Origin of the sequence: Pseudarthrobacter sp. NamE5, from assembly GCF_005796225.1 — a bacterium.
Taxonomy (GTDB): domain Bacteria; phylum Actinomycetota; class Actinomycetes; order Actinomycetales; family Micrococcaceae; genus Arthrobacter.
Genome location: NZ_VAHO01000001.1, coordinates 1 through 23,802, shown reverse-complemented (window position 1 = coordinate 23,802; position 23,802 = coordinate 1). Strand labels below are relative to the sequence as shown.

General features: G+C 65.5%; 26 protein-coding genes. 14 read left to right on the top strand and 12 right to left on the bottom strand.

What is annotated here, in order from left to right; all coding sequences use genetic code 11:
* Positions 1–127 precede the first annotated feature (127 nt).
* A complete protein-coding gene (locus FDW84_RS01290) occupies positions 128–973 on the top strand; it encodes a class I SAM-dependent methyltransferase (RefSeq protein ID WP_138605818.1) in 846 nt (281 codons plus the stop codon).
* Between the two features lie 169 nt (positions 974–1,142).
* On the opposite strand, the gene FDW84_RS01285 is transcribed toward FDW84_RS01290, so the two are convergent.
* The 5 genes from FDW84_RS01285 to FDW84_RS01265 all read right to left on the bottom strand — a co-directional run bounded on the left by FDW84_RS01285 (position 1,143) and on the right by FDW84_RS01265 (position 5,981).
* Positions 1,143–1,421 carry an HPr family phosphocarrier protein gene (locus FDW84_RS01285; protein ID WP_138132601.1) on the bottom strand — a complete coding sequence of 93 codons (279 nt, stop codon included), beginning with the start codon at positions 1,419–1,421 and terminating at the stop codon, positions 1,143–1,145.
* A gap of 62 nt (positions 1,422–1,483) precedes the next feature.
* The gene (locus FDW84_RS01280; RefSeq protein WP_138605816.1) at positions 1,484–3,565 is read right to left on the bottom strand and encodes a PTS fructose transporter subunit IIABC; all 2,082 of its coding nucleotides are present in this window, start codon (positions 3,563–3,565) and stop codon (positions 1,484–1,486) included.
* An 11-nt stretch (positions 3,566–3,576) separates the two neighbouring features.
* On the bottom strand, positions 3,577–4,551 hold the full coding sequence (locus FDW84_RS01275; RefSeq protein WP_138605814.1) for a 1-phosphofructokinase family hexose kinase: 975 nt from the start codon (positions 4,549–4,551) through the stop codon (positions 3,577–3,579).
* Positions 4,548–5,348, bottom strand: a complete 801-nt coding sequence (locus FDW84_RS01270) for a DeoR/GlpR family DNA-binding transcription regulator (RefSeq protein WP_138605812.1) — start codon at positions 5,346–5,348, stop codon at positions 4,548–4,550. The genes FDW84_RS01275 and FDW84_RS01270 overlap by 4 nt, the downstream gene beginning before the upstream one ends.
* Positions 5,349–5,723: 375 nt before the next feature.
* Entirely contained in the window at positions 5,724–5,981 is a 258-nt protein-coding gene (locus FDW84_RS01265; RefSeq protein WP_138605810.1) for a DUF6458 family protein, read from the bottom strand.
* A gap of 237 nt (positions 5,982–6,218) precedes the next feature.
* Here FDW84_RS01265 and FDW84_RS01260 point away from each other — a divergent pair, with 237 nt between their 5' ends.
* From FDW84_RS01260 to FDW84_RS01250, 3 genes are all read left to right on the top strand, one after another.
* Positions 6,219–6,857 (top strand): alpha/beta hydrolase, encoded by a 639-nt coding sequence (locus FDW84_RS01260; protein ID WP_138605808.1) that lies wholly within the window; start codon positions 6,219–6,221, stop codon positions 6,855–6,857.
* A gap of 394 nt (positions 6,858–7,251) precedes the next feature.
* Positions 7,252–8,004 carry an HAD family hydrolase gene (locus FDW84_RS01255; RefSeq protein WP_138605806.1) on the top strand — a complete coding sequence of 251 codons (753 nt, stop codon included), beginning with the start codon at positions 7,252–7,254 and terminating at the stop codon, positions 8,002–8,004.
* Between the two features lie 124 nt (positions 8,005–8,128).
* On the top strand, positions 8,129–10,471 hold the full coding sequence (locus FDW84_RS01250; RefSeq protein WP_138605804.1) for a glycoside hydrolase family 65 protein: 2,343 nt from the start codon (positions 8,129–8,131) through the stop codon (positions 10,469–10,471).
* A 30-nt stretch (positions 10,472–10,501) separates the two neighbouring features.
* Here the strand turns inward: FDW84_RS01250 and FDW84_RS01245 are convergent, their stop codons facing one another.
* Positions 10,502–11,812: an MFS transporter gene (locus FDW84_RS01245; protein ID WP_138605802.1), complete on the bottom strand. Its 1,311-nt coding sequence runs from the start codon at positions 11,810–11,812 to the stop codon at positions 10,502–10,504.
* A 157-nt stretch (positions 11,813–11,969) separates the two neighbouring features.
* On the opposite strand from FDW84_RS01245, the gene FDW84_RS01240 reads away from it, so the two are divergent.
* Both FDW84_RS01240 and FDW84_RS01235 read left to right on the top strand, forming a co-directional pair.
* Positions 11,970–12,770, top strand: coding sequence for a hypothetical protein (locus FDW84_RS01240; RefSeq protein ID WP_138605800.1), 801 nt, complete (start codon positions 11,970–11,972; stop codon positions 12,768–12,770).
* Complete coding sequence (locus FDW84_RS01235; RefSeq protein WP_138605798.1) at positions 12,754–13,503, top strand: LamB/YcsF family protein; 750 nt, start codon at positions 12,754–12,756, stop codon at positions 13,501–13,503. The genes FDW84_RS01240 and FDW84_RS01235 overlap by 17 nt, the downstream gene beginning before the upstream one ends.
* An 11-nt stretch (positions 13,504–13,514) precedes the next feature.
* Here FDW84_RS01235 and FDW84_RS01230 read toward each other — a convergent pair whose 3' ends face one another.
* On the bottom strand, positions 13,515–14,861 hold the full coding sequence (locus FDW84_RS01230) for a DUF445 domain-containing protein (protein ID WP_138605796.1): 1,347 nt from the start codon (positions 14,859–14,861) through the stop codon (positions 13,515–13,517).
* 49 nt (positions 14,862–14,910) lie between these two features.
* Between FDW84_RS01230 and FDW84_RS01225 the strand changes: the two genes are divergently transcribed.
* The 5 genes from FDW84_RS01225 (at position 14,911) to FDW84_RS01200 (ending at position 18,258) form a co-directional block, all read left to right on the top strand.
* Complete coding sequence (locus tag FDW84_RS01225; protein WP_138606464.1) at positions 14,911–15,810, top strand: glycerophosphodiester phosphodiesterase family protein; 900 nt, start codon at positions 14,911–14,913, stop codon at positions 15,808–15,810.
* A gap of 100 nt (positions 15,811–15,910) precedes the next feature.
* Complete coding sequence (locus tag FDW84_RS01220; RefSeq protein WP_138605794.1) at positions 15,911–16,387, top strand: DoxX family protein; 477 nt, start codon at positions 15,911–15,913, stop codon at positions 16,385–16,387.
* Positions 16,330–17,184 (top strand): AzlC family ABC transporter permease, encoded by an 855-nt coding sequence (locus FDW84_RS01215; RefSeq protein ID WP_371419116.1) that lies wholly within the window; start codon positions 16,330–16,332, stop codon positions 17,182–17,184. Before FDW84_RS01220 ends, FDW84_RS01215 begins: the two co-directional genes overlap by 58 nt.
* Positions 17,181–17,492 (top strand): AzlD domain-containing protein, encoded by a 312-nt coding sequence (locus tag FDW84_RS01210; protein ID WP_138605792.1) that lies wholly within the window; start codon positions 17,181–17,183, stop codon positions 17,490–17,492. Before FDW84_RS01215 ends, FDW84_RS01210 begins: the two co-directional genes overlap by 4 nt.
* Positions 17,493–17,916: 424 nt before the next feature.
* Entirely contained in the window at positions 17,917–18,258 is a 342-nt protein-coding gene (locus FDW84_RS01200) for a hypothetical protein (RefSeq protein WP_138605788.1), read from the top strand.
* A gap of 170 nt (positions 18,259–18,428) precedes the next feature.
* On the opposite strand, the gene FDW84_RS01195 is transcribed toward FDW84_RS01200, so the two are convergent.
* Positions 18,429–18,656, bottom strand: coding sequence for a hypothetical protein (locus FDW84_RS01195; RefSeq protein ID WP_138605786.1), 228 nt, complete (start codon positions 18,654–18,656; stop codon positions 18,429–18,431).
* Between the two features lie 227 nt (positions 18,657–18,883).
* The gene (locus tag FDW84_RS01190; RefSeq protein ID WP_138605784.1) at positions 18,884–19,519 is read right to left on the bottom strand and encodes a TetR/AcrR family transcriptional regulator; all 636 of its coding nucleotides are present in this window, start codon (positions 19,517–19,519) and stop codon (positions 18,884–18,886) included.
* Between the two features lie 120 nt (positions 19,520–19,639).
* On the opposite strand from FDW84_RS01190, the gene FDW84_RS01185 reads away from it, so the two are divergent.
* The 3 genes from FDW84_RS01185 to FDW84_RS01175 all read left to right on the top strand — a co-directional run bounded on the left by FDW84_RS01185 (position 19,640) and on the right by FDW84_RS01175 (position 21,312).
* Positions 19,640–19,963 (top strand): thiamine-binding protein, encoded by a 324-nt coding sequence (locus FDW84_RS01185; RefSeq protein WP_138605782.1) that lies wholly within the window; start codon positions 19,640–19,642, stop codon positions 19,961–19,963.
* A 74-nt stretch (positions 19,964–20,037) separates the two neighbouring features.
* Positions 20,038–20,715 (top strand): O-methyltransferase, encoded by a 678-nt coding sequence (locus FDW84_RS01180; RefSeq protein ID WP_138605780.1) that lies wholly within the window; start codon positions 20,038–20,040, stop codon positions 20,713–20,715.
* Between the two features lie 120 nt (positions 20,716–20,835).
* Positions 20,836–21,312, top strand: coding sequence for a Dps family protein (locus FDW84_RS01175; protein ID WP_138605778.1), 477 nt, complete (start codon positions 20,836–20,838; stop codon positions 21,310–21,312).
* A 125-nt stretch (positions 21,313–21,437) separates the two neighbouring features.
* On the opposite strand, the gene FDW84_RS01170 is transcribed toward FDW84_RS01175, so the two are convergent.
* The 3 genes from FDW84_RS01170 to FDW84_RS01160 all read right to left on the bottom strand — a co-directional run bounded on the left by FDW84_RS01170 (position 21,438) and on the right by FDW84_RS01160 (position 23,630).
* Entirely contained in the window at positions 21,438–21,614 is a 177-nt protein-coding gene (locus tag FDW84_RS01170) for a CsbD family protein (protein WP_138605776.1), read from the bottom strand.
* A gap of 164 nt (positions 21,615–21,778) precedes the next feature.
* The gene (locus FDW84_RS01165; RefSeq protein ID WP_138605774.1) at positions 21,779–22,036 is read right to left on the bottom strand and encodes a hypothetical protein; all 258 of its coding nucleotides are present in this window, start codon (positions 22,034–22,036) and stop codon (positions 21,779–21,781) included.
* A gap of 403 nt (positions 22,037–22,439) precedes the next feature.
* Positions 22,440–23,630, bottom strand: a complete 1,191-nt coding sequence (locus tag FDW84_RS01160) for a YihY/virulence factor BrkB family protein (RefSeq protein WP_138605772.1) — start codon at positions 23,628–23,630, stop codon at positions 22,440–22,442.
* Positions 23,631–23,802 lie beyond the last annotated feature (172 nt).

The following is a 23,802-nucleotide window of genomic DNA, read 5'->3' as shown; positions in this document are numbered from 1 at the left end:
GCTTGCTTTCCGGTAGCCATACCTCTTTACAGCGGCGTCGCGCGCGCCCACAATGAGTCGCATCGCAGCCTCCGCTGTGCCAACAGCGTGCTGCCACTCTGACCGGCCATAGGAGAGGGACGCGGATATGAACGACCAGACGCAGGCAACGGAGGCGGACCGGGAGCTCAAACAGAAACACCGGGCCATGTGGGCCTCCGGTGACTATCCCGCCCTTGCTGATGAAATGCTCCTTGAACTCGGTGCCATCCTGGTGGAGGCCTGCGGCGTCACCTCCCGGCAGCGGGTCCTGGACGTGGCCGCCGGGTCAGGAAACGCCGCAATCCCGGCGGCAATGATGGGCGCCAAAGTGGTTGCCAGTGACCTCACGCCTGAGCTGTTCGAGGCAGGCCGCCGGGAAGCCGCCAACCGTGGGGTCAGCTTGGAGTGGCAGGAAGCCGACGCCGAGGCCCTGCCTTTCGGCGACGACGAGTTCGACACTGTCATGTCCTGCCTCGGGGCCATGTTCGCGCCCCACCACCAGGCAGCAGCCGACGAGCTGGTGCGCGTCTGCAAGCCCGGCGGCACCATCGGACTTCTCAGCTGGACCCCGGACGGGTTCATCGGCAGGATGTTCGCCACCATGAAGCCGTTCGCCCCGCCGCCCCCGCCCGGTGCCCAGCCGGCGCCGCTGTGGGGGAGCGAGGATCACGTGCGCGAACTGCTGGGGGACAGGGTTACCGGGGTCCACGCCCGCAAACAGGCACTGGCCGTCCGGAGCTTCCACAGGCCTGAGGATTTCGTCCGCTACTTCAAGTCCCACTATGGCCCCACCATCTCCGTCTACAAATTCATCGCCGCGGACGGGGACAAGGTCAAGGCGCTGGACCAGGCGCTCACTGAACTTGCGGATTCGTTTGGTGACGCCCACGGTGATACCCCCTTCCAGATGGAGTGGGAGTACCTGCTCTTGACCGCCAAGAAAGCAAAGTAGGCACCAACTGGGTAGCAGCAGGTGTCGTTATGGGCCTCCATAACGACACCTGCTGCTACCTACTTGGGTGAGGAGGCGCTTAAAACCGGCAGCCGCCGTCGTGTGCTTCCCCTGTGTGGGAAGGCCCGACGGCGGCCGCGGCACTTAGCTGCCTTGCCAACCTTGGCGGCTACTCGGCGTCGTGGTCCGTTTCGAGGATCTGCACCAGGCGGTCCAGGGCATGGTCGGCGCCATCCCCTTCGGCCCGCAGGACCACCACGTCGCCGTGGGAGGCGCCCAGGCTCATGAGGGACAGGATGCTGGCGGCATCCATGGCCTCGTCGGCCGGTTCGCCCTCGCGGGCAATGGTGATGTCAAGGTCGAACTCGCCGGCTGCCTCAGCGAAAATGGCGGCGGGGCGGGCGTGCAGGCCTACTCGGCTGGCGACGGTTGCGGTGCGTTCTGGCATTGTTGCTCCTTTGTCTTTCGGCTTGCTGTTGGTCCAGGGCCGGTTCGGTAGTCGGTGGCCGGTCAGACCGTGGCGGGAACGCTCTCCACGGTAGCAGCGGTCTTGGGGGCTGCCCAGCGCTTCAGCGCCACGACGGCCAGGGCGGTGACGATGGTGCCGGCGATGATCGAAAGCACGAACATCAGCACGTTGCCGATGGCGAAGAACACGAAGATGCCGCCGTGGGGTGCCTGGGAGGTGACTCCGAAGGCCATGGTCAGTGCGCCGGTCAGGGCGCCGCCCAGCATGCTGGCGGGGATGACGCGCAGCGGATCTGCGGCTGCGAACGGAATGGCGCCTTCAGAGATGAAGGATGCGCCCAGCAGCCAGGCAGCCTTGCCGTTTTCACGCTCGGCCAGGCTGAAGAGCTTCCGGTCCAGCACCGTGGCCAGGGCCATCGCCAGCGGGGGCACCATGCCGGCAGCCATCACGGTTGCCATGATCTGCCAAGGGGCCTGGTTGTCCGCGCTGCCGGCACTCAGCCCGGCCACGGCGAAGGCGTAAGCCACCTTGTTGACGGGACCGCCCAGGTCGAAGCACATCATGAGACCCAGGATGATGCCCAGGACCACTGCCGAGGCGCCGGTCATGCCGGAGAGCCAGCCGTTGAGGGCGGTAGTGAGGCCGGCGATGGGTCCGCCGAGTACAAGGAACATCAGGCCGGAAGCCACGATCGAAGCGAGCAGCGGGATGATGACCACGGGCATGAGGCCGCGCAGCCAGCGGGGGACCTGCCAGGTACCGATCAGGTGTGCCACGTAGCCGGCCAGCAGGCCGCCCACAATGCCGCCGAGGAAACCGGCGCCCATGAAGCCGGAGACTGCACCGGCAACGAAGCCGGGGGCGATGCCGGGGCGGTCAGCGATGGCGTAGGCAATGTAGCCCGCCAGCGCAGGGACCAGGAAGCCCATGGACAAGGCACCGATCTTGAACATCACGGCACCGAGGTAGGTGGCAAGTCCGCCCTCGGGCAGGTTGCCGAAGTTGTTCTGGAGGACAACGTCGTCTGCCACGTCGGTGATGTCGTAGCCGCCCAGCAGGAAGCCCAGGGCGATCAGGAGGCCGCCGCCGGCAACGAACGGGATCATGTAGCTGACGCCGGTGAGCAGCGCCCTCTTGAGCTTTTGGCCGATGTGCTCGCCCTTCTCCGCGGCGGCCTGGTCGGCCTGCTCCTCGGCGCCGAAGTGCGGCACCCGGCGGGCATTGGGGTCCTTGGCGGCGGCGAGCGCCTCCTGGACCATCTTGGCAGGCTCGTCGATGCCGCGCTTGACGGGGGCGTTGATGACGGGCTTTCCGGCGAAGCGCTCCTTGCCCCGCACGTCCACGTCCACGGCGAAGATGACAGCGTCGGCCGCGGCGATCACGGCCGGGTCCAGCGGCTTGGCGCCGGAGGAACCCTGGGTTTCCACCTGAAGGTCCACACCGGCTTCCTTGGCCGCTGCCACCAGGGAGTCGGCCGCCATGTAGGTATGTGCGATGCCCGTGGGGCAGGCCGTGACGGCGACGAGGCGCTTGGGACCGGCGTGGCCGGAACCGTCGCCTGAGGCAGCTACTGCCGACGCTCCGGACTGGCCGGTTGCGTTCAGGGTACCGGAACCTGCGCCGGCGGAAGCGGCGGCATCGGCCGGGGCTGTTGCTGCGTGCGCAGCCGGCTTGTCAGCCAATGCGCCGTCCACCAGTTCCACGATTTCCTCGCGGGATGAGGCGCCGCGCAGGGCTGCGGTGAAGTCCTTTTTGATGAGGGAGCGGGCAAGCTTGGAGAGCAGCTTCAAATGCGCCTGGTCTGCTCCGTCCGGTGCCGCAATGAAGAAGATCAGGTCTGCAGGTCCATCCTTGGCGCCGAAGTCCACCTTGGGGTTGAGGCGGGCCATGGCCAGGGTGGGCTCGGTGACAGCGGCTGACCGGCAGTGCGGGATGGCGATGCCGCCGGGGATGCCCGTGGCGGTTTTCTGCTCGCGGGCCCAGGCATCGGCGAAGAGGCCTTCGACTTCTGATGCGCGTCCGGTGGCAGCTACTTTGCTTGCCAGGTGCCGGATCACCGTCTCGGTTGAGTTGCCCAGGTTCTGGTCGAGCTCGACCAGTTCCGTGGTGATGAGCTGGGTCACTGTCAATCCTTTCAAAGGGCCGTGATGGTTACGGCGTCCGGGGTGGTTTGGTGGACTGCCGGGACAGTGGAACCCGGCAGGGAGGCGGCGGCGGCACCGTGGGCCACCGCCTGCCGAAGGCAGTCGGCCGGGGCGCCGCCCTGGCCGTGGGCGAGCAGGTAGCCGGCCAGCGCGGAATCGCCCGCGCCCACCGTGCTGACTGCGGCGACCGGCGGGTGCGTGGCCAGCCACGCGCCGTCGGCCGTTACCAGGACAGCTCCCTTGGATCCGAGAGTTGCCAGCACAGCACCCACACCGGAACGCACGACGGCGGCGGCTGCTGCCGCGGCGGCAGCCGGGTCCGCTTCCAGTTCGTCAGCGGTGGCCGGGGAGGCGAATCCGGCTGCGGCAGCCAGTTCCGCCAGTTCTTCGGCATTGGGCTTGAGGAGGTCCGGCATGCCCTCCGCGCCGCCGGTCAGGGCGGCTGCGAGGGGCTGGCCGGACGAGTCGACGGCGATGCGCGGGGCAGCGCCGTCGGCGGATGTGCGCAGCCGCTGGGCTACGGTTGCGTAAAAATCGGCAGGGAAACCCGGCGGAAGCGAGCCCGCGAGGACAACCCAGGTGGCGCCGCGGGAGCTTTCCAGCAGCAGCTTGATGAGGGCTTCCTGCTGGTTTTCGTCCAGGACAGGGCCGGGTTCGTTGATCTTGGTGGTCACACCGCCGGGTTCGGTGAGGGCCACGTTGGTGCGCAGCGGTTCGCCGATGGGGAGGGAAACGAAGGGCACCCCGCTTTCGCGGAGGCCGGCAAGCACGGGGTCGCTGTCCGCTCCGGGGAGGACCGCCACGGACTCCAGGCCCGAGGCCACCAGAGCACGTGAGACGTTGACGCCCTTGCCGCCTGACTCCTGGCTGACGGAGACGGCGCGCTGCACTTCGCCGCGTTCCAGGGGGCCGGGCAGTGCAACGGTACGGTCAAGGCTGGGGTTGGCTGTGAAAGTGACGATCATGCGATCACCACGTCGACGCCGGCTTCTTCCAAAGCTGCTGCCAGTTCGGGGCCGGGTTCGCTGTCTGTAATCAAGGTGTCCAGGTCTTTCAGTGAGGCGAACTGGACCAGGGTTTCCGTGTCCAGCTTGGAGGAATCGGCCAGAACCACGATGCGGCGGGCCGAGTGGACGAAAGCTGCCTTGACGGCGGCTTCCTCTGGATCGGGCGTGCTGAGGCCAAAGCTGGCATGGATGCCGTTGGTGCCGATGAAGGCAATGTCCGGACGGAGCCGGCCGGCGGCCTCCACGGTTGCCTGTCCCACGGCAACCTGGGTGATTCCCCGCACCCGGCCGCCCAGGACATCCAGCGCGATCCCGGGGACGTTGGAGAGTTTGCCGGCGATGGGAACGGCGTGGGTGATGGCCACCAGCTCCCGTTCCGTGTCACCCAACGGGTCATTGGCTGCGCGGCGCGAGAGCATGTCGGCCAGCACTTCGGTGGTGGTGCCGCCGTCGATCAGGACGCTGCCGGCCGAGCTGCGGGGAATCAGGGCGAGGGCGGCCTCGGCGATCCGGCTCTTTTGGTCCGGCCGCTGGATGGCCCGGTCGTTGACACTTTCCTCGGTAGTGCTGAACCGGTCTGCCGCAACAGCTCCGCCATGGACGCGGCGCACCGTTCCGGCATTTTCAAGGGCGGCAAGATCCCGTCGGACGGTTTCCGTGGTGATGCGGAAGCGCTCGGCCAGGAGGGTCACACTGACCCGGCCGCTGCCGGCAACAAGCTCGGCAATCTTCTGCTGGCGCTCCTCGGCGAACACATACCCTCCGTTGCGTAAGGCTGTTTGGTGCGGCTGCTGGTGGTCCTGGTGCTGCAGCTTTGCTCCTGGCGTGCGGAGCGCTGCCTTTGCGTGACTGGCATCACATGATGTTGAGTTACTTGACTTTATCTTTGGTTGTGTTGGTTTGTCAATGGAAACCCACGCGAAACAAAATTGTCACCGTAGCCGGGCGTGAGCCGCCCGGACTGGGAAGCTTTTGGGCAAATTCCGACTGCCAAGCCCCACAGCCCGGCATATCTGGCCGAAGATCAAAGGGTGGGAGCGAGAAAGCCGGGCCGGACCACTATGGTCCGGCCCGGCTCTCCGGGTTCATGTATTTTTCCTGCCAGGACTTCGGCGGAATCCTCGCGGCGGCTACAGTCCGCCGTCGCGGCTTTCGTTGCGGGTGATGCGCTCGCCCGTGTTTGGATCCACTACGGATCGCGATTCACTGACGCGCCGGCTGCGGCCGGGCGAGGCCAGGATGAGGGAGGCGACGAGGCCGATGACGCCCACGGCCATCAGGATGTACCCGACGAGGACCTGGTCGACGGCGGGGATCAAGCCTGGAGCAACCGCCCAGGCGAGGATGGCGCCGAGGGCGATAAGGAAAATGGAGGATCCGATTCTCATGTCTTGCTCCTTCTGGTCGAGGATGGGCATTGTCTTAGCCCCTGACAGATGCTAAGCATGCTGTCCGTTGATCGCCACGCTACAGCTCGAGGGGGCCTCGATCAACGCTTTGCCATCTCACTGAGCGTTTCAGATGTGTAACGGCTGTGCAGGAAGGGACTCACGTTTCTGTTCCTGATGGGCCTCCAACCGGCACGGCTCATCTTCGGGTGCGCCACTGCTGGCTAGGCTGACTTAATGCAAACAGTCGTATGGTCCAAGCCTGAGGGCGAGCGGGCCGGTACTCCCTTGCTGGTGATGATGCACGGTTACGGCACGGACGAGTCCCGCATGGTCCGCCTCTTCGAATACCTGCCCGGGGAGTTCACCTGTGCGGCGCTCCGGGCCCCCATGCCTATTGGCGACAGCTGGGGCTGGTTCCTGCTGGATTACTTCCTGGCCAACGACTTTGCTGACGTCATCAAGGCCGCCAATGCTGTCCAGAGCTGGATCAACAGCGTCAAGGGCCAGCACAGCAGCGTCAGCCTGCTGGGATACTCGCAGGGCATGGCGATGGCAAGCACCCTCCTGCGCCTGCACCCCAAGGACTATGAGGCTGTTGTGGGCCTTTCCGGCTTTGTCCTGCAAAACGAACTGCTGTCCCTCACCGAGTCCTTCGATACCAAGCCGCCCTTTTTCTGGGGGCGGGACAAGGCCGACCTGGTCATCAACGAAGACGCCATCGCGTACACCGAGGAGTGGCTCCATCAGCACACCCTCCTCACGGCCAGGACCTACCCCGGCATGGGCCATGCGATGTCCAAGACGGAGATGGTGGACGTCAGTGTGTTCCTCCGCCACTACGTACCTCGGCAAGACGGTCCTGCCCGCGGCTAGCTTCTGTGCCACGGCGGCGAAGTGCACCTTATCCACAGGCAAGGTATAAACAGTTGCCAGCCAAATTTGTAAGCGCTTACACTCGTCTTCGGCCGTTGTAGCGGCCCCTGAGCTGGGCGGACAAGGAGATCAGCGCGGTGCGGACGATTTACTGCAGCCGGACAACGTCCCGGAGCTCGCTGTCCCAGCCGCAGCGCGTTACGCCCGGCTTGTCCCAGGACGGGCATGGTGTCCACAATGGTGGGGGTACAACGATCAGCAGGGCCCGAGGCCGCCGCGTTCCTCCGCAGGCGCCGTCCAGCCCGCCTGCAGATTGTTTCGGGCGTCGAGGCCTCCACACTCCACAGCATCCCCGTTTCGAGGCTGCCCGCCGTCCTGAAAGGACAACCCGCTGATGACCGAAAAGACAAGAACAGACCACGCCGCCGCGGCGCTCTCCGCCTGGACCGGTGCCGGCGCCATCCTCTTCGACCTCGATGGGGTGCTGACGCCGACGGCCACCGTACATGAGCAGGCCTGGCAGGAGCTGTTCGAGGACTACCTCGCCGAGCAGCCGGAAGTTCCCGGCTACACCGAAAGCGACTACTTCGACCACATCGACGGCAAGCCGCGTTTCGACGGCGTCCGTGACTTCCTGGCCTCACGCGGGATCGTGCTTCCCGAAGGACCCACTGATGACGACGCCGCAAACACCACGGTCCAAGGCCTGGGCAACCGCAAGAACAGGATCTTCAACGACATCGTCAGCGCCGGCGTCGAACCCTTCGACGGCTCTGTCCGCTTCCTCGAAGCCGCCCTGGAACGCGGACTGAAGGTCGCGGTCGTCTCGTCCTCCCGCAACGCCCCCGCTGTCCTGGCCGCCGCCGGACTCACTGTCCACTTCCCAGTGGTGGTGGACGGTGTGGTGGCAGCCAGGGAAGGGCTGCCGGGAAAACCCAGCCCCGCCACCTACCAGTACGCCGCCCGCCTGCTGGACCTGCCCAGCGAGGAGTGCGTGGTGGTTGAGGACGCAGTCTCCGGAGTCCAGGCCGGCAAAGCAGGATCCTTCCACTCGGTGATCGGGGTGGATCGCGGCGCAGGTCGGCAAACGCTGCTTGAAGCTGGAGCCACCCTGGTGGTCAGGGACCTCAGCGAACTCCTGCCCTAGGGACCTGCTGCCCCCGGCAGCGCCTGCCGCCACCCCCGGCGGCGCCAGTAAACTCTTCCTCCCCATCAGCATCCCCGGCCGGCAGCACACCGGCTGTCCGGCTAAACGCCAAAGGACCAACACCATGGCTTTCATCTCAGCGGACCACGAAAGGTTCCCCAACACGCCCTGGCAGCTCGTTGAAACCCGCCACGAACCGGGCAAAGAGGGGACGCTCGAGACCCTCTTTGCCCTCGGCAACGGCCATCTGGGAATCCGCGGTGCGCACTGGGCGGCTGCCGACTCGGACCTGCCGGGCAGCTTCGTCAACGGGCTGCACGAGATCTGGGACATTAAGCACGCTGAAAACGCCTTTGGCTTCGCCCGCACCGGCCAGCGCATCCTCTACATCCCGGACGCCAACAATTTCACCCTGATCATCGACGGCGAACCGCTCACGCTGGCCGAGTCCGAGGTCCTGGATTACCGGCGATCGGTGGATTTTTCCACGGGCTTTTACGAATGTCGGATCACCTGGCAGTGCCGCTCCGGCGCGGTAGTCACCACCACTGAACGCCGGGCCGTTGGTTTCGCCTCACGTGGCAGCCTTGGCATCTCCCTGGAAGTGGCCACCGACCGCGACATCTCGGCGGACGTCACCTCGTCGGTCATCAACCGGCAGGACCAGCCGGTGGAAGACCATTCCGCGCACGATCCCCGCCGGGCGGGCCGCCACGCTGGACGCGTGCTGCTGCCCCTGCGCCTGGACGGCGGAGACGGGTCGCTCCGGCTGGCCTGGGAAGCAGCCGAATCCAAGCAGCGCGTGGGCCTGGCAGTGGACCACTGGACCTCCTCCGGACACCAGCCGTTCGAGACCCGGGTGGACCAGGATGACAGCAGCGTCCGCTACGTCCTGGCAATCAGCGCCAATGAGCCCTTCCGGCTGGAAAAGAGCGTCAGCTATGCCGCCGCCGCGGCAGCCCAGGACCCATCCGTTGATGCAGCCGAGGTGGCAGAGGAAGGCCTCCGGTCCGTCGGGGAGATCTTCGCCGAAAGTGAAGCGCATTACCGGGAGTACTGGGCTGTCGCGGACATCGTGGTGGCCGGCCAGCCAGTGCTCCAGCAGGCCATCCGCTGGAACCTGTTCCAGCTTGCCCAGGCCACGGCACGCGCGGGCGTTGCAGGGATCCCCGCCAAGGGGGTGACGGGCTCCGGTTATGAGGGCCACTACTTCTGGGACCAGGAGGTCTACCTCCTGCCCTACCTGACCTACACCAATCCGGAGGGCGCCCGGCAGGTCCTGGAATTCCGGCACGCCATCCTGCCCGAGGCCAAGATCCGGGCCAAGGAACTCAGCGTGGACGGCGCCCTGTTTCCGTGGCGGACCATCAACGGGCTCGAGGCAAGTGCGTACTACGCAGCCGGTACGGCGCAGTTCCATATCGCGGCCGCCATTGCCTTCGCCACCAACCGGTATGTCTGGGCAACGGGGGACACCGCCTTCCGGGACGGATTGGGCGCCGAACTGCTGATTGAGACAGCCCGCATGTGGATTTCGCTGGGCTTCTTTGGCAAGGATGGCCTCTTCCACATCCACGGCGTCACCGGTCCGGACGAGTACACCGCAGTGGTGAACGACAACCTGTACACGAACGTAATGGCCCGCTTCAACCTGCGTGCCGCCGCTGCCTTGGAACATGCCGGCATCACCCAGGAGGAGCGGCAGTTGTGGGAGGCGGCGGCAAACCGCATGCACCTGCCGTTTGATGAGCGCATGCAGGTGCACTCGCAGGACAACGACTTCATGACCCTCGAGCCTTGGGACTGGACCACGCCCCGGTCCAAGTACCCCCTGCTCCTGCATTTCCATCCGCTGGTCATCTACCGCCACCAGGTCCTGAAGCAGGCGGACACCGTGCTGGCAATGTTCCTGCAGTGGCAGGACTTCAGTGCGGAGGAGAAGCAGCGCGCCTTCGATTTCTATGACCCCCTTACAACGGGGGATTCAACGCTGTCCGCGTGCGTCCAAGGCATCATGGCCGCCGAGGTGGGGTACTCGCGGGAGGCGCTTGAGCACTTCACGAATGCTGCTTTCATCGACCTGGACGACACCCACGGCAACACCATCGACGGCGTGCACATCGCCTCCACCGGCGGTGTCTGGAGTTCCCTGGTGAACGGCTTCGCAGGGCTGCGGGACCAGGGACCCGCACCATACTTCGACCCGCGGCTCCCGGCCGAATGGGAAGGGCTGGCGTTCCACCTCAAGATCCGCGGCCGGTTGCTGCGGGTGGAGCTGGACGCGGGCACCATCACCTTGACCGTCCAGGAAGGCCAGGCCCTGGACGTGGGCGTCCGCGGACAGCTCCTCACGGTGGGCGCAGAGCCCGTCCAGGTGCCACTTGCGCCCGTGCCGGAACCGGAACCCACCGTCTTCCCCAGCGGACATCCGACGGCGAGCATCCCGGTGGTGCGCGCAAACAATTAAGTGACGTGCCCGGCGGCAGGGTGGGACGCTTCAGTCCCCGCCCGCCGCCGCACGTTCCACCTCAGGTGACCGGTCCAGGGGGTGGGCCGTCTCGTCGTCGCGCATCCGTGCCACGGCCAACGCGATAACCGCCATGACAGGGCACACCCCGCCTGCCACCAAAAAGATCAGCCAGAGGGGCAGGACCTCGGCAGCCGGCCCCGCCAGTGCCATGGACACGGGCATCAGGGCAAGCGACACGAAGAAGTCCAGGCTGGAAACCCGGCCCAGGAGGTGCGGCGGGACGCGCCGCTGCAGCAAAGTGCCCCAGATGACCATGCCCACGCTGCCGGTGGCACCAAAGATGAACAACGCGGCGGCGATCGCCCAGAAGCTGTCCATGATTCCAACGGCAGCCAGCGGGAAGCTGCCCGCTCCCCAGCTCACCATCATGACCGTGAGGTAGCGCCGGGGCAGCCGCCGGGAGGCGGTGACGAGCGAGCCCAGTGCGGCGCCGACGCCCATCACGGCGAGGAGGAAGCCGAACATGCTCGAATCGCCGCCGAGCTGGTCCCGCACCACGAAGGGCAGCAGAACCTCGATGGGGCCGATCAGGAACAGCACGGAGATGCACGCCCAAATCAGGGTCCAGAGCAGCCATGGGGTGCGCAGCGTGTAGCTGACGCCCTCACGCAGGTCATGGAGCAACGTCGACCTGCCCCGGCCCCCTCTGGTCGCGCCGTTCCCGGCGCCATCCACCGGAGCAGCCAGTGCGTGCTGGCCCAGGAAGTTCAGGACGATGAAGGCCAGGAGGTGGCATAAGGCCACTGCCGTGACAGCGTGTGACGGCGAGAGCGCAGCCACCACCATGCCCGCCACGGCCGGGCCGGCGGCCTGCTGGAGGACGGGGCGCATGGTCCCTTCCATCCCGTTCGCTGCCAGCAGGTCCTGGGCGGGCAGGATCCGCGGCAGGATGGCGGAGTAGGCGGGGAAGAAGAAAGCGGCGCCGACGCCGAGGACAAAGGACCCTGCAGCCACATGCCAGAGCTGGAGCAGCCCGGCCACGGCCAGCCCGCTCACGCTGGCTATCACCGCCAGGTTCGCTCCCTCCACGGCGATGATCAAGCGGCGCTGGGGGATCCGGTCCGCGGCGATTCCGCCTGCCAGCACGAATGCCACCAGGCCCACGCTGCCAGCTGCGGCCACCAGGGAAAGTTCCAGCGGGCCGCCGCCAAGGTGGATCACCTGGTACACCATGGCCACGGCCCACATTCCTGAGCCAAAAATGGAGATGGCCAGCGCTGCGATCAACACCCTGTACTCACGGTGGGCAAAGGGCCGCAGGGCCTTGGGGGTGGGCATACGGTAAGTCTAGGCTTGGGGCGCCTGCCCGGACAGCCGGAAGGCTACCCTCGGATGGACAGGGTGGGGCACCGGCATTCGGTGGCCTAGTGTTAAGCAACCTTAGTATTAGGGAAGGCCGCAACCAGCGCGGCCGGCGAGACCAACAGAGGTGACTATGGCCAAGCGCAGCAATCCCGCAGTACGAATCGCAAGCGAAACCGCCCACAACGCCGTGTTCGACGCCGAAGGGAATCCCAAACCGGGCGTCCATAACGCGCTGCTCCGGGCGGTGGAGATCCAGCGTCCGCTGGTCCTTGCCTACATCCGCCGGCTTCAGAAGAAGCACCCCCGCGCGACGGCGGCGCAATTGGCGGACGTCCTGGAGCGGGACTATCTTCGCGCCGTCACGGGCGGCGGGGCGCTGGTGGGAGCCACCGCCGTCGTTCCCGGCGTGGGCACTGTAGCGTCCCTGGGCCTCTCCGCGGCCGCCACCGTGGGGTTCCTGGAAGCAACCGCTCTCTACGCCACCTCTCTGGCGGAGCTGCACGGCATCCGCCTGACCAACCCGGAGAAGGCCAGCACCATGGTGATGGCCCTGATGCTCGGTGAGGAAGGAACTGCGCTGCTCGGAACGCTCAGCGGGCAGGGGGCAGGCAAGGGCATGAACGCCACTTGGGGCAATGTGCTCTCCAAGTCCATGTCCGTGCCCTCCTTCGGTTCGGTGCGGAACCGGATCCAGAAAGCCTTCCTCAAGAACCTGCTGAAGCGGCAGGGGACGGCGTTGTTCGGCCGCGCCCTGCCGTTCGGTATCGGCGCCGTGGTGGGCGGAGCCGGTAACCTCGTGATGGGCCGTGCGGTGGTGGCCAATGCGAAGGAAGCATTTGGTCCCATGCCTGACACCATCCCCGGGGAGCTCAACGCTGCAGCCCCGGACAACCTGAAGCTGGAAGGCAACACCCTTGGATCTCAACGCTGACCTTGGCGAATCGTTCGGCTCCTGGATTATGGGAGACGACGCCGCCATGTTCCAGCTGGTCACCAGTGCCAACGTGGCGTGCGGCTTCCATGCCGGCGACCCCGTGACCATGCTGGACAGCTGCCGGGCAGCCTACGAGCTCGATGTCACCGTCGGTGCGCACGTGGGGTACCGGGACCTGGCAGGCTTCGGCCGACGCTCCCTGGACATGAGCTTTGACGAGCTGTTCGGGGACGTGCTGTACCAGCTGGGCGCGCTCGACGGCGTGGCGCACGCCGTGGGCGCCTCGGTGGACTACGTGAAGCCGCACGGCGCGCTGTACAACCGGCTGGTGCATGACGCCGAACAGGCCTCAGCGGTGGTGGCAGCAGTGAACGCCTATGATCCTGGTTTGCCTGTCCTGGGGCTGCCCGGCTCGGAGCTGCTGAAGCAGGCAAAGGACGCCGGGCACCCGGTGTTCATCGAGGCCTTCGTGGACCGCGCCTACCGCGGGGACGGCACGCTGGTTCCGCGCTCGGAGGAGGGCGCCGTCCTGCACGACGTCGATGCCATCGTTGAGCGGGCAGTGCGGCTGGCTGCCAAGGGAGAAGTCGTGGCCGTGGATGGAACGGTGGTGCGCGTACGCCCGGATTCCCTGTGCATTCACGGCGACACCCCGGGTGCCGTGGAGATGGCTGCCGCAGTCCGCGCAGGACTGGAAAGTGCGGGCATTGACCTGGAGTCCTTCGCGTAGCCGGGCAGCCGTCACCCAAAAATCAGGTGCGCCACCGTAAAGATCGCAAGCCCGGCCAGTGAGCCCACCACCGTGCCGTTGATCCGGATGAACTGCAGGTCCTTACCCACCTGGAGCTCGATCTTCTGCGAAGTTTCCTCCGCATCCCAGCGGGCCACCGTGTCCGTGATGACCCCGGCGATGTCCGACCGGTAGGTCCGGACCAGGTAGCTGGCGGCGTCGCCGATCCAGGCGTTGACCTTGCCGGCAAGCTCAGGCTCGCTGACCAGCCTGGCGCCAAAGTCGCGGACCGCTGCCTTGAACTTGACGGTGAGTTCGCTGTGGGGGTCGTCCACGGCACCGAGCAGGGCGTTCTTCACGGTTCCCCAGGTGCGGAAGGCAAGTTCCCGCACCTCGGGGTCGCCCAGGACCTGGGCCTTGATGTCTTCCGCCCGGGCGATCATGGCCGGATCGTGCTGGAGATCCTGTGCCAGGTCATTCAGGTATTTGTCGATGGACTGGCGCACCTGGTGGTTAGGGTCCGCCTGCACCGCGCGCACGAACTTCAGCATCTCCACGTACACCTTGTCGCCCACCAGGCCGTCCAAAAACTGGGGGACCCAGGTGGGGGAGCGGTCCGAGACCAGCCCGGTTACGGTGTCATGGTTGTCGTCCACCCAGTCGGCCGCACGGTCAACCAGCAGGTCCACCAGCTTGTGGTGGTGGCCGTCATGGAAAATCCGCGCCGCCAGCTTGCCCACCGGAGGCCCCCACGGCGGAGCCAGCAGATGCTTACGCACCATGCCCTCGATGACTGCCTGGACGTCGTCGTCGTTCAAAACCTTGAAGGTACCGCGGATGAGCGCGGCGCCTTCCTTTGCCACCCGCTCAGCACCTGCCGGGGTGGCCAGCCACTCACCGGCGCGGCGGGCAATGTTGACGCTTGCCAGCTTGTCCTGGACCACCTGCTCCGAGAGGAAGTTGGTCTCCACGAATTCGCCCAGCGAGGCGCCGATCTGGTCCTTTCGGCGCGGGATGATGGCGGTGTGCGGAATCTTGATGCCCATGGGGTACTTGAACAGGGCGGTGACGGCGAACCAGTCGGCCAGAGCGCCCACCATGCCGCCCTCCGCCGCCGCACGCACGTACTGGAGCCACGGGTACTCCTTCTGCAGCGCAAACGCGAAGACGAAGATCACGGCCATGGCCACCAGCAGCCCCAGGGCCACCAGCTTCATTTTCCGCAGCGCTGCCGCCTTTTCCGCGTCACCGGCACTGAGATGGTGGACGACGGCGGCACGCGCCTTCATCCGGGGCGCTGCGGTAGGTGCGGGCCCTGTATGTGCTTCCCGGGTCGTTGGCTCAGAGTTCACCTGCATGTGCCAAGCCTAGCCCCGCAGGATGCGCGCAGTCGGCTACCGTGTCTCCATGACCAGTGATGAGCCAGTGCCGCAGCGGCCGTTGGTCCTTGCCCACCGGGGCTCCAGCGCCGCGTTCGCAGAACACACCCGCGCGGCGTACCTGCAGGCCCTGGCGGACGGCGCCGACGGCGTGGAGTGCGACGTGCACCTCACCCGCGACCAGCACGTTGTCCTCCTGCATGACGCCAACCTGGACCGGACCTCGGACGGGACAGGGCCCGTCGCGGAGCGGACGCTGCGGGAACTGCGGCACCTGGACTTCTCATCGTGGAAGGGCGTGCGCATCCCCGAGGTATACGGCGCCAGGTCGGAACAGTTCCTGACCCTGCCGGATCTCCTGGACATACTGCGGGCCGCCGGGCGGCCGGTGAAACTGGCCATCGAGCTCAAGCATCCCAGCCCTTACCAGCTCAAGCTGGAGGACAGGGTGCTCGCGGTGCTGCGGAATGAGGGGTGGCAACCCCGAAGTTCGTCCCTGGACAACGTGTCCGTGACTTTCATGAGCTTCAGCCCGGACTCCATCCGGCACCTGCTCCGTTCGGTTCCGCCGGAATATGTCTGCCAGTTGGTGGACGACGTGGACATCCGGGTGATCCGGACCGGATTGGGCTTCGGGGTGATAACAGGGGGTGCGATCGCCAACCTGATGAAGGCCACCCAGCTGGAGGGCGAACGGATCCTGGACAACGGTGTGGTGGGATTGGCCGGTCCAGGCATTGCCTACGTCCGCCGGCATCCGGCGACAGTCCGGCGGTGGCTGGAGTCCGGGCGGCGCTTTAGGGTTTGGACCGCGGACTCGGAGCAGGATGTGGCCCTATGCCAGGAGCTGGGCGTCCATGAAATCACCACCAATGTCCCCTCCCGCGTCCTTGCCCAGCTGCAGGTGGCCACACCCCAGGGAAGATAGCCGTGGACCGGCAAGGTGGCTGTTTCTGGTTGCGCTGCCGGAGCAGGGTCCTGGTGCTGCATTTTTCAGCACCCCGGCATGCCTGTGATTGAGTGGAACCATGCTTTTTCCCCGCTCCGGCCGGGCCGTCCAGAATCTTTCCGCCGCCGGCATGAGCGCCCTGCTCCTGGCCAGCGCCATGAAGCATTTCCGTGATCCCGCTTTCTACCGCCCAGTGGTCCCGGACTACCTGTGCCGGGAAGACGCCGGCGCCGGCCAAAGCCCCGCCCCTGCCCATCCACTTGCCATCCTTTCGAGGGATGAATGGATCGCCGTGAGCGGACTTCTGGAACTCGCAGCCGCCGTCGCCATCCTGGTCCCGTTCACGCGCAGGTTGGCCGCCACAGGCACGGCACTAATGTTCACCGCGTTCCTGGCAGGGCACCTCGACGCACTCCGGCGCGCCTACGGACCGCAGGGTAACCCGGTTCAGCGGAAGGTTCACACCCTGCGGCTTCCGCTCCAGGCGCCGCTCATCGCATGGGCGTGGAGCCTCCGGACGCGGGGCGTACGGGCAGGCGGGGGAGCGGAGCTGTGACCCTTTTGGCTTCCCCGGCCGTGCGGATGGGTATTTCCATCAGTATCGCTACCGGGCTTTACGGCGTGTCCTTCGGGGCGCTCTCCGTCACGTCGGGACTCAACTTCTGGCAGACGATGGCATTGAGCATGCTCTTGTTCAGCGGCGGCTCGCAGTTCGCTTTCATCGGGGTAGTGGCCGGTGGCGGGTCAGGCATCGCTGCGATGAGTGCGGCCACCCTCCTGGGCATGCGCAACGGAATCTACGGCATGCAGCTCAACGCCCTGCTGCGCCCCACGGGCTGGCGGAAGTACGCAGCCGCGCAGGTGACCATCGACGAATCCACGGCAACCAGCACCGGCCAGACTGACCCGGCGGAACAGCGCCGCGGTTTTTGGGCCGCGGGCATTGGGATCTATGTGCTCTGGAACCTGTTCACTGCGGTGGGTGCCCTGGCCGGAAGCGCCCTGGGGGACCCCAAGCAGTGGGGACTTGACGGCGCGGCCGTGGCTGCGTTCCTCGGTTTGCTGTGGCCGCGGCTGAAGGGACGCGAGCCGGTTGCCATTGCCGTCGTATGCGCCGTTGCCACGGTCCTGGCTGTGCCGGTCGTTCCGGCCGGTGTTCCCATCCTGGTGGCAGCCGTGGTGGCAGCCGTAATCGGTTGGTTCAGCCACGGCCGCAGCGACGAAGGCCTGGAGCCTGACGTGGACCCCTACCGGGAACGCCACCGGCACGGCGGGCATGGCGGGCAGCCTGGCGGGTCCGGGCAGGGCGGAGCGGACCACGCGGCCGGTTCAGGGACTGGAGCAGCTGAATGAATTTGTGGTTCTGGCTCCTGGTGGCCTGTGCAGCGGCCTATGCATGGAAGTTGGTGGGCTACTTTGTCCCCGCCCGGCTTCTGGAGAATCCGCGGATGTCCCGGGTAGCGGGCACCATGACCATTGGATTGCTGGCATCCCTGACCATAGTGAACACCCTCGCCAACGGTCAGGTGCTGGCTGCCGACGCCCGGCTCGGCGCACTCGCGGCCGCCGGCATCGCACTGGCCCTCCGGGCACCCTTCCTGGTGGTGGTCCTTGCAGGGGCGGGCACCGCAGCGCTGCTGAGGATCCTTGGCTGGAACTGAGGCTGGCTAAACGGCCCCGAAAGAGTGGCAGGGATCACATGCATCAGGCCCCGCCGGTTGTATTATAAGAGCGGCTATGCAGTTGGCCATGGAAAACCCGCAGGAATGGGAACCATGAAAAATAAGCTGCACGCAGCCGGGGAAAGAGCCGGACGCCCGCACCAAAAGAATGTTCGACGCCGGGCCGGCCTTCCTGCCAAACGCTTCTTCACCCGGTTTGCCCGCTTGTCGGACGTCCCGCCAGGGGACCTGGAATTACTCTCTCAGAGCCTGCGGAGCGCCCTTGACCTGGATCCGGCGTCCCAGATACCGGCGCTGCAGGCCTTGGTGCATCGGGAGCTTCGGGACAGGGGCGGCCAGGAAGGCCCCGGCAGCGGCTAGGAAGCCCGGCAGCCAGTGCGGCAGCCATAAAGGAGGAACCGCGATGAGTGATCAACCGCGCCCGGGACAGCCGGAGAGTGGGCAAGATCCTGGAGATGCCGTTCCCGGAGACGACGGCAGTCAGACCGTCGGGAAACCAGCTGAGGCCGTGCCTGGACCGGAGCATCGCGGGAAGTCGCGGCAAACATACCTCGATCCGGGAGGTTCGAAATCCACCAGGGATATCCGGGACACCGCCCGACGACGGCGGGACGCCGAGGAAAAGCTGCAGCAGCATCTCATGGAGGCCAAGAGCCACACTCCCAACGAGTACCACCATCACGAACAGCACCATGCGGAGCAGCCCCACGGCGTGGGGCAGCACGGGGAACGTGACGGGGAATAACGGCCTGGCCGGCTGGGAAATTGCCGGCGGTGCACACCGATTGCCTGGTGGCTCGCGTGAGCACAGGAGTCATGTGATTGACGAGCAAAGATGCGGTGGAAGAGTTAGCGCGGAGGAAGGGGTAGCGGGGGCTTCAAGCGATGCCGGCCCAGCTGCCTGCACAGGTGGGGCTAGGCTACTCCGTGGGCGGCGCCGTCAGGTGAAGCTGCCGACCTGCGGCAGCTTTCTTCGACAGCCATCTCGTACCATGCCTGCGCACCGAATTCGGGTTCGGGCGTGTCGAGGTTCCGGTACAGGGCATCCAGGAGGTTTGCGAGATCCTCGGCGGTCAATATCGGAAGAACTTCTTCCGGCCCGCGGGGATCGTTCAGGTAATGGTTAAGTTTGGAGCTGTTCATCGCGGTGCGGCCGTTGGGCGCCGGTGATGCCTGAACTGGTGCATGGGTGACTCCATCTCAAAGGCAGAGACGGGCTGGCTGCGTAACCCTCCTCGAGTCTATTGCACCCGCTGTACACCCACAATGGCGCCACGGGAGGGCGGCCCCTGGCCGCCGTCGGGCCTTGTGCCGCAACTCTTTCCAGCTCCTCCCGCAGCCTCCAGGTGAAGCCCTGCGGATGCAAGTCCTTAGTCCAGCTGTGGCCCCACGGCAGGGGAATGCGGAACCGGAACGTGCGCGGGAAGCGGGCGGCTTGGCCGCACCGTGCAGATGGCATCCTCAACCAGGGCCAGCGGGCGCCGCCAAGCCTCAGAACCCGGTTCCATGGTGTCTACTACGCTAATCAGCATTGCGAGCAGCCGGAACATATCTGTCATGGAAATGTCCGCGCGCAGGCTCCCCTGGCCCTGCCCGCGCACCAGCAGCACACTCATCGATTCCATCAGGGAGCCCGTGATGCCGGTCAGGAGTTGGCGCCGACCTGCTACTGCACCCAGCAGATTGGCATCGGCGCTGGCAGCAGCCATCAGTGCCTCCAGGACCCGCATCAGGCCTGCAGCGGCGTCGATGTCCGCGAGGGCACCGTCCATCACCGGATCCACCGTCAGGCGGAGCTGCCGGTTCAGCGCCGCGAGAACCAGCTCTTCTTTGTCTGCAAAGTTACGGAAAAGGGTCGCGGGACCCACTCCGGCCGTGGCTGCGATGGTCTGCAGGGGTACTTCCGGGCCAAATTCGCGGAAGCACTGGCGCGCCGCTGTGATGATCTTGTCCACATTCCGCGCGGCGTCGGCGCGGAGTGGTTTGCGGGCGACTGCGAGGCTCATGCGAAAAGGTTAGCAACGGAGCTTTCGGCGTTCACCGTTACTGGAGGGTAGGGGCTTTTGTGACGCGTCGCCGCTTTTGGTGCCCGGCACCACATCGGCGGGGCATGGCACACTGGCTTCATGTTGCTTGCATTTTCTGTTGCCCCCTCCGGTGCTCCCAGCGAAGGTGCCCGTCCTGCCGATGCGTCAGTGCACGACGCCGTTGCCGCCGCCGTCAAAATCGTCCGGGAATCAGGGCTTCCCAACAAGACGGACTCGATGTTCACCACCATTGAGGGCGAGTGGGACGAAGTCTTCGATGTGGTGAAGCGGGCCACCGAAGCGGTGGGCCGCTACGGCAGCCGGGTGTCCCTGGTCATCAAGGCGGACATTCGGCCCGGCTACACGGGAGAGTTGACCGGCAAGGTTGAACGGCTGGAGGGGGCCCTCTCCGACGGTTCCTGAACCGGCGCGAGGCCCGCCCGCACGTCCCCAAACCCTCTCTGGACCCGCACGCCGCCCCGTGCCAAACTGTGGAAATGTTCGAGCACAAGCCCCGCCCGGAGTGGGTCGCCACGGAGGAGTTCCTGTCCGACGTTGTGGTCCATCCCGATCCGGCGCTGCAGCAGGCCATCCGCTCGGCTGCGGAGGCCGGCATGCCCCCGATTGAAGTGGCGCCTAATGCTGGCAAGCTCCTGAAGCTCCTGGTTCAGCTTTCCGGCGCACGCCGGATACTCGAGATAGGCACGCTTGCCGGATTCAGTACCATCTGGATGGGCAGGGGCCTTCCCGACGGCGGCACGCTGGTGACGTGCGAATACCTGCCCAAGCACGCAGAGGTAGCGTGGGCCAACATCGACGCCGCCGGCCTGGGGGAGAAAGTGGAGATCCGGCTGGGACCCGCACTGGATACCCTGGCGGCCCTGGAGGAAGAGGCCCGGGAACCGTTCGACTTCATCTTCATTGACGCGGACAAGGAAAACAACAGCCGCTACCTGGAATGGGCGGTCCGGTTGGGCCGGTCCGGCGCCACTGTTGTCCTGGACAACACGATCTGGGAGGGAGCGGTCCTGAATCCAGAGATGGACCCGGTGAACGCGCCCGGGATTATCGACGCGCTTAAGTTACTGGGTGAGCACCCGGGACTGGATGCCACTGTCATACAGACTGTCGGGTCAAAGGGGTGGGACGGATTCGCCTTGGCGCGGGTCCTGTAGCTCCCGCCGGCGCTCTTCACCCCCTGCGGAACTCCTTTGCACCAGGAAAGTGGTAAGTATGCTTAGAATTAATTTCGGCCGGAACCAGGTCCGGACAGACAGCAGCAGTGGAGGAAATTAATGAAAGCTTCACCCACCCTTGCCAGTAACCTGCAAATGGTGCTTACCGACCTTATCGAGCTGCACCTGCAGGGAAAACAGGCCCATTGGAACCTCGTGGGCACGAACTTCCGAGACCTGCACCTGCAGCTCGATGAGATCATCGCTGCTGCCCGGCTCTTCGCTGACCAGGCCGCGGAACGCATGCGTGCCCTGCATGCCCTGCCCGACGGCCGCAGCAGCACGGTCTCAGCGGGCAACCGCCTCGAAGAATTTCCGGAAGGGCTGGTTTCCACCAGGGACACGGTCCAGCTGATCACTGCCCGGCTGGAGCGGGCGGTCCAGACCATGCGTGATGTCCACGATGAGGTTGACGAGGAGGACCCCACCAGCGCGGACCTCCTGCACGCAGCCATTGAGCGGCTGGAGCAGCTGGCGTGGATGGTCAACGCTGAGACCATGGCTCCCACCGCAGCGGTGACCGAACCGGCGTCGTAAGCCACCCCGCTTTGCCGCTGCCCGCGTGCGGCATTCAGCGGCGGGCACTCCAAGGCGGGGCAGGGGACTGTCAGAGCAAAGCAAAGGGCTGCTGCGATAACGCAGCAGCCCTTTGCATGGTGGAGCTATTCCTTCTTGAACGCGTCCTTGACCTTCTCCGCGGCCTGCTTCAAATCGGCCTTGCTCTGGTCCAATCTGCCTTCCGCCTCAAGCCCCGGATCATCCGATGCCCGGCCTGATGCCTCCTTGGCTTTGCCTGCAAGCTTTTCCGCGGCATTGTCGATCTTGTCATCCAAACCCATCGCCACATCCCTTCGGCTGGTCCGGAGACGCCGACGCCCCCGGTCATGCCTTCATGCTAGCCAGCGGCAGCACACTCCAACAGTGCTTTCCTTGCAGCCGAAGCAGGCAAACCTGAAGGCGTGAGGCCGCAACAGTCGCGGTAGGAACAGGCCGGTTCAGGAAGTCAGACCAGGTCCGGGGCGCTTGCCACGATGTAGTCGGCAGCTGCGGGACCGGTCATCGACAGGTTATTGCTGTCCGGGTTGATGCCATGCTCCAAAAGGGCATCCCACAGCGCTTCCGGCGGCTGCAAAAGGGCCTTGTGGAGGAGGCACCAGCTGGTGTAAAGACCGTACAGTTCGTCACGTCCGAGGCCAAGCCCCGGCTCCCTGTCCGGGACAACTGCTTCGGCAAGAAATTCTTCAAAATGTGTAGCAGGCATGTCCGCTCATTCGGGGTCGACCGTGATGCCGCCGTATCTGCTTCAGCGGTCCTGCCGGCGCCCGAAGGAGCCAGCAGAGTAATCTCGAAAGTATTGCAGTACGGGCCGCTTGTCCAGTCACGGCCGCCGCCTCTTAAGGATCGAGGGGGCCGACGGCGACTGGGGGGACTGGCCTCGGTCTCAGAAGAGGCCATCTCGCCGCCGGCCCCGCCTTGTCCCGGGCCACCTTGTCAGCCCGGGAAGCCTCAACAGGACCTCCACTACAATTTTCCCCCATCTTGGGGGTCCTGCCTAGTGCCTGCTGGGAACGCGGTGCATAAAGAGAGGCACAGTGCCCGGGGTCGGACACTGTGCCTCTCAAGAGAACTGCCGGCCCCTCTTAAAAAACTGTCGGCTGAGAAAACTAGCGGCTGCCGTTCCCTTGGCTGCCATTGGAATCCCGGAGTTTATTCCGGACGCGATCACGGTGCGGCTCCGTCTCCTGCTTCGCGTTGTTATCCTGGCCGGAATTTTCTTCGCCGCCGTTACCATTTTGGGCACTGTACTTTTCACGCAGTTCCCGGCCGTGCTGGATGTCCTCTTCCTCCTGCTTCTGCAACTTCTCGCTCTTCTTGGTGTCGCGCGGCGGCAGCTGGATGGTCTCTTCAGCCTCGATGCCAGCCTGGAGCTGACGGCCCCGTTCCATCTCGGCGTCAAACTCAGCGCCAAAGAGCAAGGACATGTTCAGGATCCATAGCCACAGCAGCATCACGATCACACCGCCCAGTGCACCGTAGGTCTTGTTGTAATTGCCGAAGTTGCCAACGTAGAACCCGAATCCGAGCGAGGCGAGCAGGAAGACGAACAGTGCGATGGCGGAACCCATGCTCATCCACTTGAACTTGGGCTGCTTGACGTTGGGGGTGGCGTAGTAGAGCACTGCGATGATCACGATGATGAGGCCCACCATGACCGGCCACTTGGCGATATTCCAGATGGTGAGGAAAACACCGCTGAGGCCAATCAAGCCGCCAACCGCTTCCGCGACCGGGCCGCTGAGCACCAGCATGCCTGCCAGGATCGCGATGATGACTACCGCCAGGAGGGTTACCACCAGCATGGTGCCGCGCAGCTTGACGAACGGTCGCCCCTCATCCACCTCGTAGACGCGGTTCATCGCACGGCCGAAAGCACCAACGTATCCGGAAGCGGACCATAGGGCGGTGGCAAGACCGATAACCAGCGTCAGCCCGGCCGCCGGAGCGTTGGCGAGTTCCGAGACCGTGCCGCTGACGGTGTTGACCGTCTCGGCAGGGGCAAAACCACGGACGATGTCCAGCAGGGCAGTGGTGGTCTTTTGTGGGTCCCCGAAAAGACCGATCAGTGACACGAGTGCCAGGATGGCCGGGAACAGCGACAGGACGGCATAGTAGGTCAACGCTGCTGCGAGGTCCGGGCACTGGTCTTGGTTGAACTCGCGCAAGGTCTTCTTGGCAATGTACTTCCAGTTCGGCTTGTCCAGGTCCTTGGGGCTGTCCGGCTTCCGGGAGTCGTTTGGATCCGGCGCCTGGCCTGCTTTGGCCGTGCTGCTCTCGGATGCGTCATGGGGGGCCATGGTGTGTCCTATCGATCGGGGTGCGAAAACTGAGAAGCCGGCTCCGCGGAATGGCGGGGCCGGCCTCTCAGGTAGTGCTCGTGCCTCTTCGTGCCGCGTTCAGTGGCGGGTCAGGTGTTTTGGACGTTGGTTTTGGCGTCGGTGGCGCGGTCTTTGACGTCTGTTGCGGCGT

What these genes read in the sequence shown, in the direction of transcription:
- FDW84_RS01290 (WP_138605818.1), top strand. Translation starts at nt 128, where the DNA reads ATGAACGACCAGACGCAGGCAACGGAGGCGGACCGGGAGCTCAAACAG.
- FDW84_RS01285 (WP_138132601.1), bottom strand. Translation starts at nt 1,421, where the DNA reads ATGCCAGAACGCACCGCAACCGTCGCCAGCCGAGTAGGCCTGCACGCC.
- FDW84_RS01275 (WP_138605814.1), bottom strand. Translation starts at nt 4,551, where the DNA reads ATGATCGTCACTTTCACAGCCAACCCCAGCCTTGACCGTACCGTTGCA.
- FDW84_RS01265 (WP_138605810.1), bottom strand. Translation starts at nt 5,981, where the DNA reads ATGAGAATCGGATCCTCCATTTTCCTTATCGCCCTCGGCGCCATCCTC.
- FDW84_RS01260 (WP_138605808.1), top strand. Translation starts at nt 6,219, where the DNA reads ATGCAAACAGTCGTATGGTCCAAGCCTGAGGGCGAGCGGGCCGGTACT.
- FDW84_RS01255 (WP_138605806.1), top strand. Translation starts at nt 7,252, where the DNA reads ATGACCGAAAAGACAAGAACAGACCACGCCGCCGCGGCGCTCTCCGCC.
- FDW84_RS01250 (WP_138605804.1), top strand. Translation starts at nt 8,129, where the DNA reads ATGGCTTTCATCTCAGCGGACCACGAAAGGTTCCCCAACACGCCCTGG.
- FDW84_RS01245 (WP_138605802.1), bottom strand. Translation starts at nt 11,812, where the DNA reads ATGCCCACCCCCAAGGCCCTGCGGCCCTTTGCCCACCGTGAGTACAGG.
- FDW84_RS01240 (WP_138605800.1), top strand. Translation starts at nt 11,970, where the DNA reads ATGGCCAAGCGCAGCAATCCCGCAGTACGAATCGCAAGCGAAACCGCC.
- FDW84_RS01230 (WP_138605796.1), bottom strand. Translation starts at nt 14,861, where the DNA reads ATGCAGGTGAACTCTGAGCCAACGACCCGGGAAGCACATACAGGGCCC.
- FDW84_RS01225 (WP_138606464.1), top strand. Translation starts at nt 14,911, where the DNA reads ATGACCAGTGATGAGCCAGTGCCGCAGCGGCCGTTGGTCCTTGCCCAC.
- FDW84_RS01220 (WP_138605794.1), top strand. Translation starts at nt 15,911, where the DNA reads ATGCTTTTTCCCCGCTCCGGCCGGGCCGTCCAGAATCTTTCCGCCGCC.
- FDW84_RS01215 (WP_371419116.1), top strand. Translation starts at nt 16,330, where the DNA reads ATGGGCGTGGAGCCTCCGGACGCGGGGCGTACGGGCAGGCGGGGGAGC.
- FDW84_RS01210 (WP_138605792.1), top strand. Translation starts at nt 17,181, where the DNA reads ATGAATTTGTGGTTCTGGCTCCTGGTGGCCTGTGCAGCGGCCTATGCA.
- FDW84_RS01200 (WP_138605788.1), top strand. Translation starts at nt 17,917, where the DNA reads ATGAGTGATCAACCGCGCCCGGGACAGCCGGAGAGTGGGCAAGATCCT.
- FDW84_RS01195 (WP_138605786.1), bottom strand. Translation starts at nt 18,656, where the DNA reads ATGAACAGCTCCAAACTTAACCATTACCTGAACGATCCCCGCGGGCCG.
- FDW84_RS01190 (WP_138605784.1), bottom strand. Translation starts at nt 19,519, where the DNA reads ATGAGCCTCGCAGTCGCCCGCAAACCACTCCGCGCCGACGCCGCGCGG.
- FDW84_RS01185 (WP_138605782.1), top strand. Translation starts at nt 19,640, where the DNA reads ATGTTGCTTGCATTTTCTGTTGCCCCCTCCGGTGCTCCCAGCGAAGGT.
- FDW84_RS01180 (WP_138605780.1), top strand. Translation starts at nt 20,038, where the DNA reads ATGTTCGAGCACAAGCCCCGCCCGGAGTGGGTCGCCACGGAGGAGTTC.
- FDW84_RS01175 (WP_138605778.1), top strand. Translation starts at nt 20,836, where the DNA reads ATGAAAGCTTCACCCACCCTTGCCAGTAACCTGCAAATGGTGCTTACC.
- FDW84_RS01170 (WP_138605776.1), bottom strand. Translation starts at nt 21,614, where the DNA reads ATGGGTTTGGATGACAAGATCGACAATGCCGCGGAAAAGCTTGCAGGC.
- FDW84_RS01165 (WP_138605774.1), bottom strand. Translation starts at nt 22,036, where the DNA reads ATGCCTGCTACACATTTTGAAGAATTTCTTGCCGAAGCAGTTGTCCCG.
- FDW84_RS01160 (WP_138605772.1), bottom strand. Translation starts at nt 23,630, where the DNA reads ATGGCCCCCCATGACGCATCCGAGAGCAGCACGGCCAAAGCAGGCCAG.